This is a genomic window from Dolosicoccus paucivorans (genome assembly GCF_900100125.1).
GTDB lineage: Bacteria > Bacillota > Bacilli > Lactobacillales > Aerococcaceae > Dolosicoccus > Dolosicoccus paucivorans.
Map to the genome: position 1 here is coordinate 19,321 of NZ_FNEL01000019.1, position 9,474 is coordinate 28,794.

7 protein-coding genes and 1 pseudogene are annotated in these 9,474 nt (G+C 38.5%); 1 reads left to right on the top strand and 7 read right to left on the bottom strand.

Going from position 1 to position 9,474, the window contains the following annotated elements:
- Positions 1–20: 20 nt before the first annotated feature.
- The 7 genes from BLR79_RS04245 to BLR79_RS04275 all read right to left on the bottom strand — a co-directional run bounded on the left by BLR79_RS04245 (position 21) and on the right by BLR79_RS04275 (position 9,125).
- A complete protein-coding gene (locus tag BLR79_RS04245) occupies positions 21–3,662 on the bottom strand; it encodes a Rib/alpha-like domain-containing protein (RefSeq protein WP_092085194.1) in 3,642 nt (1,213 codons plus the stop codon).
- Between the two features lie 288 nt (positions 3,663–3,950).
- Entirely contained in the window at positions 3,951–5,426 is a 1,476-nt protein-coding gene (gene ffh / locus BLR79_RS04250; protein WP_092085196.1) for a signal recognition particle protein, read from the bottom strand.
- Positions 5,427–5,438: 12 nt separating this feature from the next.
- On the bottom strand, positions 5,439–5,768 hold the full coding sequence (ylxM, locus tag BLR79_RS04255; RefSeq protein ID WP_200778859.1) for a YlxM family DNA-binding protein: 330 nt from the start codon (positions 5,766–5,768) through the stop codon (positions 5,439–5,441).
- Positions 5,769–5,881: 113 nt separating this feature from the next.
- The gene (locus BLR79_RS04260) at positions 5,882–6,805 is read right to left on the bottom strand and encodes a metal ABC transporter solute-binding protein, Zn/Mn family (RefSeq protein ID WP_066125670.1); all 924 of its coding nucleotides are present in this window, start codon (positions 6,803–6,805) and stop codon (positions 5,882–5,884) included.
- 17 nt (positions 6,806–6,822) lie between these two features.
- A complete protein-coding gene (locus BLR79_RS04265) occupies positions 6,823–7,704 on the bottom strand; it encodes a metal ABC transporter permease (RefSeq protein ID WP_092085200.1) in 882 nt (293 codons plus the stop codon).
- A complete protein-coding gene (locus BLR79_RS04270; protein ID WP_092085202.1) occupies positions 7,697–8,440 on the bottom strand; it encodes a metal ABC transporter ATP-binding protein in 744 nt (247 codons plus the stop codon). The genes BLR79_RS04265 and BLR79_RS04270 overlap by 8 nt, the downstream gene beginning before the upstream one ends.
- A gap of 151 nt (positions 8,441–8,591) precedes the next feature.
- Positions 8,592–9,125 (bottom strand): hypothetical protein, encoded by a 534-nt coding sequence (locus tag BLR79_RS04275; RefSeq protein ID WP_006700815.1) that lies wholly within the window; start codon positions 9,123–9,125, stop codon positions 8,592–8,594.
- Between the two features lie 129 nt (positions 9,126–9,254).
- On the opposite strand from BLR79_RS04275, the pseudogene BLR79_RS04280 reads away from it, so the two are divergent.
- Positions 9,255–9,474, top strand: a pseudogene (locus BLR79_RS04280) (ISLre2 family transposase); the annotation flags it as partial.

Consider the following 9,474-nt stretch of genomic DNA (forward strand, 5'->3'; position numbering starts at 1 on the left):
TTGACCAATATAGGTGTTGGCTAGAACTTGTAATTGATGAGATACGTCGCGCTCTGTACTTCATAGGTATGTTCTTCAACAATTTCACCATCAACTACCACTTGACCTGTCCAGCTAACTTGTTGTTCAGCTTCTTTTACGCTATCAAATTTGTAGATGAATGTGTCGCCATTACGTTCCACTTGAATGTTTGTGTACTTATCTGGTTGACCAACATAAGAACCTGCTAGTTCTTGGAGTTTCTGGGATACGTCGCGCTCTGTACCTTCATAGGTATGTTCTTCAACAATTTCACCATCAACTACCACTTGACCTGTCCAGCTAACTTGTTGTTCAGCGTCTTTCACACTATCAAAGTTGTAAATGAATGTGTCTTCAACACGTTCACTACCTAAGTATGTATATTTGTCAGCTTGAACGGTGTAGCTATTAGCTAACTCTTGTAGTTTTTCAGAGACTTCTTCTTCTGTTCCAACGAATGGTTTTTCAGCAATAATTTCTCCGTCAACTACGACACGTCCAGTCCAAATCACTTGTTGTTCTTCAACTTTATCCGCAACGGCTCTAAATTCAGTGACACTTTGAGTTCCTCCACCATTAGAAATCATATTGATGATATCTAGTATTGAAACTTCTTTTTCACCTGGAACTGCTCTAAATCCTGCGCCTGCTGTCATTGCTTCAGCAACTACCCAACGTGGGTTTTCGTAACCTTCTTTAGCTACTAATTCAGGAAATTTAATTTGGCCTGTGCTAACTGGTGTACCTTTTTTAATATCAAGAACGATTGGTGCAAACTCTTCAACACCTTCACTTGATACTTTAAAGATAGCACGGTCGTAGCCTTCTGGAATTTCAGCATCTGTATTTCCATCACGATTAATGATGTCAGCTAATGCTTCCACATTAATTGTAAATGTAACTTGTTCGCTTGAATTGTCTGCATAAGTAACAAGGACTGGAATTTCAACCGTTCCTTTAGCTGCGTCTTCTTCAGTTGGAGTGTAAGTAATAATTCCTAAGTTATTAATAACCGCTCCATCTGGGGCACCATCAACTAAACTAAATTCAGGATTTTCTGGCGTTGTGCCGTCGTCACTTGTAAAGCTTGGTTCAGCTGAACGAAGGGCTTCGCCTGCTTTACCTTCAGCGTTTGCATAACTTGGCTCATATTTTTCAGCTTCTGAACGATTATCTTCAATAGTAACATTGACCGTTACTTCTGCTGTCGAACCATCTGGGTAAGTGACAAGTGCAACTCCTGTTGTTTTAGTTGCTTTATCAACTTTAGGTGCTTCTTTCCAAGTAACAGTAGTGCCTTCTGGGAATGAATGTAATTCATCTTGAGGTGCTACTCCATCTTTAGCTTCTGGAAGAACATCTAGTTGGGTTGTAATATCTTTTGCAACAGGTGGATATTGTTCATTTTGTTTGCGAGTATCTGGTACTTCCACTTCAACCGGAACTTCATCAGTACTTCCATCTGGGTAAGTAACTAATAATGTACCTTCTGATGGGCCGACGCCGTCAACTTTTGGTTCTTCTTTCCAAGAGTATTTTGTTTCATCTGGTAACGCTTCTTTATTTGTTACAGCTTCTTCAGCGCTTGGTACCTTATTCACTTCAGTTACTAGCTTTTGAACTTCTGGTTCATAAGTATCTGCTTGTTGTTCAACAGCTTTTTCGACTAATTCTGTACCAGCAATAGTATCTGTTGAATCGTCAGAATAAGTAATGGTTGCGTCACCATTTTCTCCTACTGACACAGTTGTGTTTTCAGGGAAATCTGGGTTTGTTGCTTCAATTTTTTGTTTAACGGTTGCTTGTTCTTCTTCAGTTAATTTGCTTGGATCAGCAACGGGTGTTTTTTCTGGAACATTTGGTACGACTTTATCTGCTTGAACCGTACTGTCTTCTACCGTTACTTTAACTTCTTCAACAACAGATGAATCATCAGGGTAAGTAACACGTACGCGGCCTGTCGTTTCACCGACTACGTCTACTTTTGGTTCTTCTTCCCAAGTGATGGTTGTTCCTTGTGGGAATGAATGTAATTCATCTTCAGGTGCTACCGCGTCTTCAGCGTTTGGTACGGTATTGATTGTAGTTGTTAAAGGTTTAACAACAGGTGGGTACATTTCGCTTTGTTTGCGGGTATCTTCTACCGTTACTTCCTCTTTTCTTTCTTGAGAAGATCCGTCAGCGTAAGTAATAACAACAGTTGCTTCAGATACACCAGGTCCGTCTACTTTTGGTGCTTCTTTCCAAGCGTACTTAGTGTCTGTTGGTAACTCGTCTTTATTGGTTACCGCTTCAGAAGCTTCTGGAACAACGTTTAATTGTGTTGTTAAGTTTTGTACTTGTGGTTCTTGACGCGTACTTTCTTCAGTATCATCTTTAACAGTAATGACAACTTGTTTCTCATCTGTACTATCGTCAGAATAAGTAACCACTAATGTCGCTTCCATTGGGCCAGCAACGTTTACTTCTGGTTCTGTCTTCCATGAATATTTAGCATCTTCTGGTAAGTCTTGTTTGTTTGTAACAGCTTCTTCAGCTTCAGGAACGACACCTTTATCTGTTGTCAGTTCTTTAACTTCTGGTTCATTTAAGTCAGCTTGTTTTTTGTCTGCTTTTTCGACTAATTCTGTACCAGCAATCTTATCAGTAGAGTTGTCAGAATAAGTGATCGTTGCGTCACCATTTTCTGCTACAGCAACAGTTGTGTTGTTAGGGAAGTTATCTTTGTTGGCTTCTTCAATTTTTCCTTTAACCGCTGTTTTTTCTTCTTCTGTTAAAGCAGCTGGATCAACAACTGGTGTTTTTTCAGGAACTTTTGGTACGACTTTGTCCGCTAAAATGTTACTGTCTTCAACTTTGACATCAACTTTTACATCCGCTGTTGAACCATCAGGATAGTTTACACGAACAGTTCCTTTTTTATCACCTGGTGTTGTGACATCAGGTGCTTGAGCCCATTCGAAAGTGGTGTTATCTGGGAATGGATGGAACTCATCTTCCGGCTCTACTCCTTCTTCTGCTTTAGGTAGTGTGTTAATTTTAGTTGTTAACGATTTGGCTACCGCGGTGTATACGTCACTTTCTTTTTGAACATCTCCTGAGACAGTTAACATAATTGTCTTTTCATCATTACTTCCGTCAGAATAAGCGATAACGACTGTGGCAGGGCCAGGACCAGGAATATTTACATTTGGATTTTCTTTCCACTTGTAAGTAGTGTCTGATGGCAAATCATTTTTATTGGTTACTGCATCAGTAGCCTTTGGCAATACACCTGAAGGTGTCACTAAATCAGTCACTTTTGGATCATGAAGTTCTGCTAGAGGTTGTTTATCTGCCTTATTGGATTCTTCTTTTGTCTCATCATTGGATGGTGCGTTATTTTCTGTAGCACCTGTATCTGTTTTATTTTCTTCTACTGTACCTGCATTTGTATCTGGAGTTTCTTTTTCTGCAGTGTCATCTGCATTCGGTGCAGTCTCACTTTTCTCCTCAGTTGTTGGAGGGGTTGTCTCTAATTCTTCTGCTGAAACTAGTGCAGTATCAGCACCAAAAAAAATGCCTGCTGCTACAGCAACAGAAGCCACTCCTACACTAAATTTGCGGATACCAAAGTGTTGAACTTTCGTTCCGTCTTTCATTTTTGCATTTGTGTATTGTTTTTACTAAACATTTGTACACTCCTTTAAAATACATCCATAATAAGTTACATTGTAAATTACACTTCACCATACAGTTATGTCACCCTTCATTCTATAATGAACTTTGGGTTTACAAAACTCTGGTCATTATGATTTTAACATCATACATTGGAATATACAATTAACAAAACATTACAAATTGTCATTTCTTTAATTTATTCTTATTGATAATAATAACCACTTCTTCATTTGAAAGATTTCTTTCTTGAAGAAGTGGTTATTCGTTTATTAACGTCTTCTACGCATACGTCTTAATTTACGTTGAATGCGTTTTTGTTCTTGTTCTTCTTGGAGTTGTTCAGGCGTTTTAAAAGCGTTTGGATCTAAATCTGGCATTGCTCCGCCCATTCCTGGAACGTTGGTTGGCAATTGGTTCATCATCTTTTGTAAGTTACCCATCTTGCCGTTAGACATTTGATTCATCAATTGACGACTTTGGTTGAATTGAGAAATCATTTGGTTAACAGCTTGCAATGATTGACCGGATCCTTTGGCGATACGACGACGGCGACTTTGGGATAAAATATCTGGGTTAGCGCGTTCTTCTTTTGTCATGGAATAAATAATGGCCTTAATATGAGCCATATCTTTCTCATCCACATTAAGCTCATCTAAACCTGGAATTTTATTAAGCCCTGGGATCATCTTCAAGATATCTTTAATGGAGCCCATTTTGTTAACTTGGTCCATTTGTTCAATGAAGTCGTTGAAGTCAAAGGTATTCGCTTTAATTTTTTCAGCAACTTCTTGAGCTTTTTCTTCGTCGAACTGAGCTTGAGCTCGCTCGATTAAGGTCATCATATCTCCCATACCTAATATACGGCTGGCCATACGGGCTGGGTAGAATGGTTGTAAAGCGTCTAGCTTTTCACCTTGTCCGGTAAATTTAATCGGTTTATGAGTAATTTCGCGAATTGATAAGGCTGCCCCACCGCGAGTGTCCCCGTCAAGTTTCGTAATAATAACCCCGGTAATATCTAACGCTTCATTAAAAGCCTTCGCAACGTTAGCAGCATCTTGACCGGTCATCGCATCAACGGTTAGAAGTATTTCATTAGGCGAAATGGCTTCTTGAATGTTCTTCAGTTCATTCATCAATGTTTCGTCAACGTGCAAGCGACCTGCCGTATCAATAATAACGACTTCATGGCCGTGCATTTTAGCGTGTTCTACCGCGTCGGTTGCTAGTTGAACTGGATCAGCTTCAACCCCTTTTGAATAGACTTCAAAATCTAACTGGCGACCGATAGTTTGAAGTTGGTCAATGGCGGCCGGACGGTAAACGTCAGCTGCAACCAGTAAGGGTTTCTTTTTATTGAGTTCTTCGTTAACGTATTTGGCTAATTTACCAACGGTAGTTGTTTTACCCGCACCTTGTAAACCAGCCATCATAATAATGGTTGGTGGCTGGGGGGATATATTAAGCGGTGCTTGCTCGCCCCCCATTAAGTTCGTTAACTCTTCATCAACGATTTTTAAGACTTGTTGAGCTGGGGATAGGGACTCTAATACGTCAGAACCTAGCGCACGGTCGTTAACACGCTTAACGAAGGTTTTAACAACTTGGAAGTTAACGTCTGCTTCAAGGAGTGCTAGACGAATCTCCCGCATCATTTGTCTTAAATCGGCTTCACTAATCGTGCCACCTTTAGCGACTTGACTGATCGCTTGTTGTAATCGGTCAGATAAACTTTCAAATGCCATATTATTTCTCCTTTATTCGACATCCATTTGATGTAGTTGTTTAATTAATGGGTATAAGGGTGAATCATCAGTTATTAAATCTTCCATGTCGGATAGAATCATTTGTCTTCTACTGCGGCGCTTGGATAATTGCAAGTGAGTCTCGTAATGTTCGAGCGCTTCTTCACTGCGCTTTAACGAGTCTCTTACGCCTTGGCGACTAATACCAATAGTTTCTGCAATTTCTCTTAATGAAAAATCTTCAGCGTAATACATCCGAAATATTTCTCGTTGGCGGTCTGTTAATAAAGAAGCATAAAAGGAATAGAGCTGATTTAAACGGACCATTTTTTCTAAAGACACACTCGCCACCTCCGAATCCTTCATGGATAATCTTCTTATGATTTTACCACGATTTTAGCGACTAAACAAATAACCAAAAAAAGAAGCCACTATGTTAAGTGACTTCTAACTATTTATTGATTTAAACCGTTATAAATAACATCTAAATTCGTTTGTAAATACTTCAAATAGGTATCCGCGGGTGAACCTTTTTCACCGATTTCGTCGGAATAAACCGGCTCTTCATAAATCTCAACGCCCGTTTCCTTCGATACGGTTTGCATTGGACGTCTATCAACGTTTGATTCAACGAACAATACCGGTGGGTTATTATCTTTGACCCATTGAATCGCTGATTGAATTTGAGCGGGCGAACCATTTTCATCGGTATCAATTGCCCAAATATAACCATGATTTAAGTTAAAAGATTGAGTCATATATTGGAAAGCATGTTCGCTAGCAATAAAGTTACGCTGGTTACCTTCTAAACTGCCCAATTTTTCTTCATATTCATCGCGAATTGCTTCTAACTCTTTAATATAAGCTTCAGCGTTTTCTTGATAGACCACTTCATTATTTGGATCTTGTTCTTTTAAGACCTCTACAATTCGTTGAGCCATTTTTATACCTACGTTAGGATCTGCAAAGGCATGAGGGTTAATTTCTTGCCTTCCTTCTTCATCTTTTAAATATTGTGGTTCTACGTCTTTAGCAACTTCGATGAGTTGTTCTGGTGACTTCTTCACTGAATTAGCTAATTTCATAAACCAACCATTTTCGGATCCTTCTAAGTTTAATCCGTTATAAAACATTAAATCCGCGTCAGTCGCTTTCATAATGTCTTCTGGTAAAGGTTCATATTCATGAGGATCAGTTCCAACTGGAACTAAGTTATAGACTTCAATATGATCTTGGCCGATACTTTCTAACATATCAGTTAAGAGAGAAAAACTTGAAACCACTTTTAGCGGTTCATCTGCATGAGCTGTGGTTGCGATACTTAATCCCATCATTAAAATTAAGTTGATCGCACATAATACTTTCAATAAACGTTTCATTTAATCATACCTTCCTACTATTTAGATAATTTATGAGCTAAACGCCAGACGTAGCCGTTATTAGGTGCAAATAAAAAGGCTAAAACAAACATTACTGTGGCACATAATACAATCGCTGCTCCTGACGGAACGTTAATAACAAAACTAATATACAATCCGCCCACTGAAGAAATAACACCAAAAATAGCCGAAAGAATTAACATATTTCGTAAGTTGTTTGTTAATAGATACGCTGTCGAAGCTGGTGTAATCAGTAAAGCAACAACTAAAATAGCACCAACAGCTTGCAGTGAGGCTACAGTAACTAACGTTAACGTCACCATAATTCCATAATGAATTAATTTAGTTGGGTATCCCCAAGCAGCCGCCATTGTTGGATCAAAGGTGGTAATAAGTAATTCTTTATAAAAAGCAACGACTAGAATGATAACAATCACACCGATTACCATCGCAATATTTCGGTCGCTGTCTTGAACCGTTAAAATATTACCAAACAAAATTTCTGTTAAGTCCGTGGCGCTTTGTGCCATTTGAATTAAAATAACACCGATCGCGAAAAAGGATGAAAAGACAATCCCTATCGCCGCATCGCTTTTAATTCGACTCGACTGTTGAATGAGACCAATCAGTAATGCTGTAATAAAGCCGGTGATCGCCGCTCCGATGAAAAAGTTCGTTCCCATCATATAAGAAATCGCCACACCGGGTAAAATTGCGTGAGAAATCGCATCCCCCATTAAAGCTAATCCTCTTAAAATAATAAAGCAGCCTAATATTCCGGCAATGACTCCAACCATCACTGAAGTTGTTAATGCTTTTTGTAAAAACTCATAGTCTTTGATTTGTTGGATGAATTGTTGCATTTGTTCCAATGTAAACACAGTTGACCAATTACTCATTGAGAGCACCTCCTCCAACAAATTGGGTAGAGGTTAAAATGCTTTCGCCAAAGGCTTCGGATAAATACTGCGGAGTAAAGCACTCTTCAACCGTCCCATAAGCAATTAATTGTTGTTTAAGTAAAATCACACTATCAAAGTACTCCGCTACTTTACTTAAATCATGGTGAACAATTAATATTGTTTTACCATCTCCTTTCATTTGACGTAAAATTTTAGCGATAATGGCTTCACTTTTAGCGTCAATTCCTACAAATGGTTCATCTAAAAAGATATAATCTGCATCTTGAACAAGGACGCGAGCAATGAGAACGCGTTGGAATTGTCCACCAGAAAGTTCGCTAATTTGACGGTGGGAAAACTCTTCGAGTCCCACTTGCCTTAATGCTTCCATCGCTTGTTCTTTTTGCTCTTTGGTGGGAAATTTAAATAACCCTAGTTGACGGTAAAACCCGATAGCCACCATATCTAAAACGTTAATCGGAAAATCATGGTCGATGTTATTCTTTTGTTCGACGTAAGATATTTTCTTTCTTACTTGACTCACATGCTGACCGTCATAGGTCGTTGTTCCGCTATGGGGAAGAATATTTAACATCGCTTTCATTAACGTTGATTTTCCCGCTCCGTTTGGCCCAATAATTCCAATTAGTTGCCCTGTCTTCAATTTAAATGAGACATCATCTAAGGCAAGGAATTTATTGTAGGAAACGGATAAATTATTCGCTTCTATCATATTATTCCTTCTTTCTTTTCTGAAACATTGTTTAGGGTAACCTAAATAATGTCCAGTAAAAAACAATAGAATATTCTATTGATTTATTTGTTTGTGTTTTCGTTCTCTTTGTTTAGCCTTACCTAAACTTTAACGCATCCTTTTTTCTTTGTCAAGCATCTTGATCAAATTCATGCCACTTTTTTATACCCTCTTGAAACCGCTTGATATAGCGCTCTTTTTGAAATAATAGTTGGTGTAATCCTTGATATAGTTCGCTGGAAGTATTAATGAAAGATAGCTGGTCTTTTTGTTCAAATAAAGCCTCTTGAACCATTTCATGAGGTACTTGTTGGTAAATATCGTCTAAGTGATCTTTAATGTAATCTTTTAACCGCTCCACTCTTTTAGATTCAAACGCAGTAATTTGATCTAATTCACTTAAAGTTTGTCGGTAGGAACGGTTGCGAACCATTTGACCGTCTTGGACATAACAATACTCTTTTGTAAAAGGAGTCTGAGCGCTTGGAAATGTTCCATGAATTTGATACCACCCATCATAAATACGATAATGATCTTCTTCTAAAGGAAGAAACTCACGTTTTACATGGTAAGTTTCATCGGGTCCGGTAATTTCAGCGATCCACTGTTTTTGATCTTGCGGGTGGGGAAGAAGTTCTAATTTTTGATAGAAATTTGTTGTCATCGTTTACCTTTCTTTTAGTTGTATTAAAACTCTTAGTGTAAAATAACTGTTGGTAAGCTAAAAGCAAAAAAGATAACCCTCTGCTATACTGTTAGTAGCTAAAACAGACAGAAAGTTAGAGGGTTATCCATGAATATTGTAACACAAGTTATGCAAGAAATTAGTAAAATGATGACAGATTTATATCATCAAGCGATTCAAGGGGAAGTAGACTTTTCAACGTGTATCAAAACCATTCGCGATACGATGCGTCAACTCTCAGTCGATTTAGGAGAAGATCTCTGTGCAACGATTGAGGAATCCCTCTTTAAAAGCCCTGGAAGAAAAGCAAGATATCGTGTTCATCGTA

Excerpts from the sequence above, each read along its gene's own strand:
- BLR79_RS04245 (WP_092085194.1), bottom strand. The coding sequence starts at position 3,662 with ATGAAAGACGGAACGAAAGTTCAACACTTTGGTATCCGCAAATTTAGT.
- ffh (WP_092085196.1), bottom strand. The coding sequence starts at position 5,426 with ATGGCATTTGAAAGTTTATCTGACCGATTACAACAAGCGATCAGTCAA.
- BLR79_RS04260 (WP_066125670.1), bottom strand. The coding sequence starts at position 6,805 with ATGAAACGTTTATTGAAAGTATTATGTGCGATCAACTTAATTTTAATG.
- BLR79_RS04265 (WP_092085200.1), bottom strand. The coding sequence starts at position 7,704 with ATGAGTAATTGGTCAACTGTGTTTACATTGGAACAAATGCAACAATTC.
- BLR79_RS04270 (WP_092085202.1), bottom strand. The coding sequence starts at position 8,440 with ATGATAGAAGCGAATAATTTATCCGTTTCCTACAATAAATTCCTTGCC.
- BLR79_RS04275 (WP_006700815.1), bottom strand. The coding sequence starts at position 9,125 with ATGACAACAAATTTCTATCAAAAATTAGAACTTCTTCCCCACCCGCAA.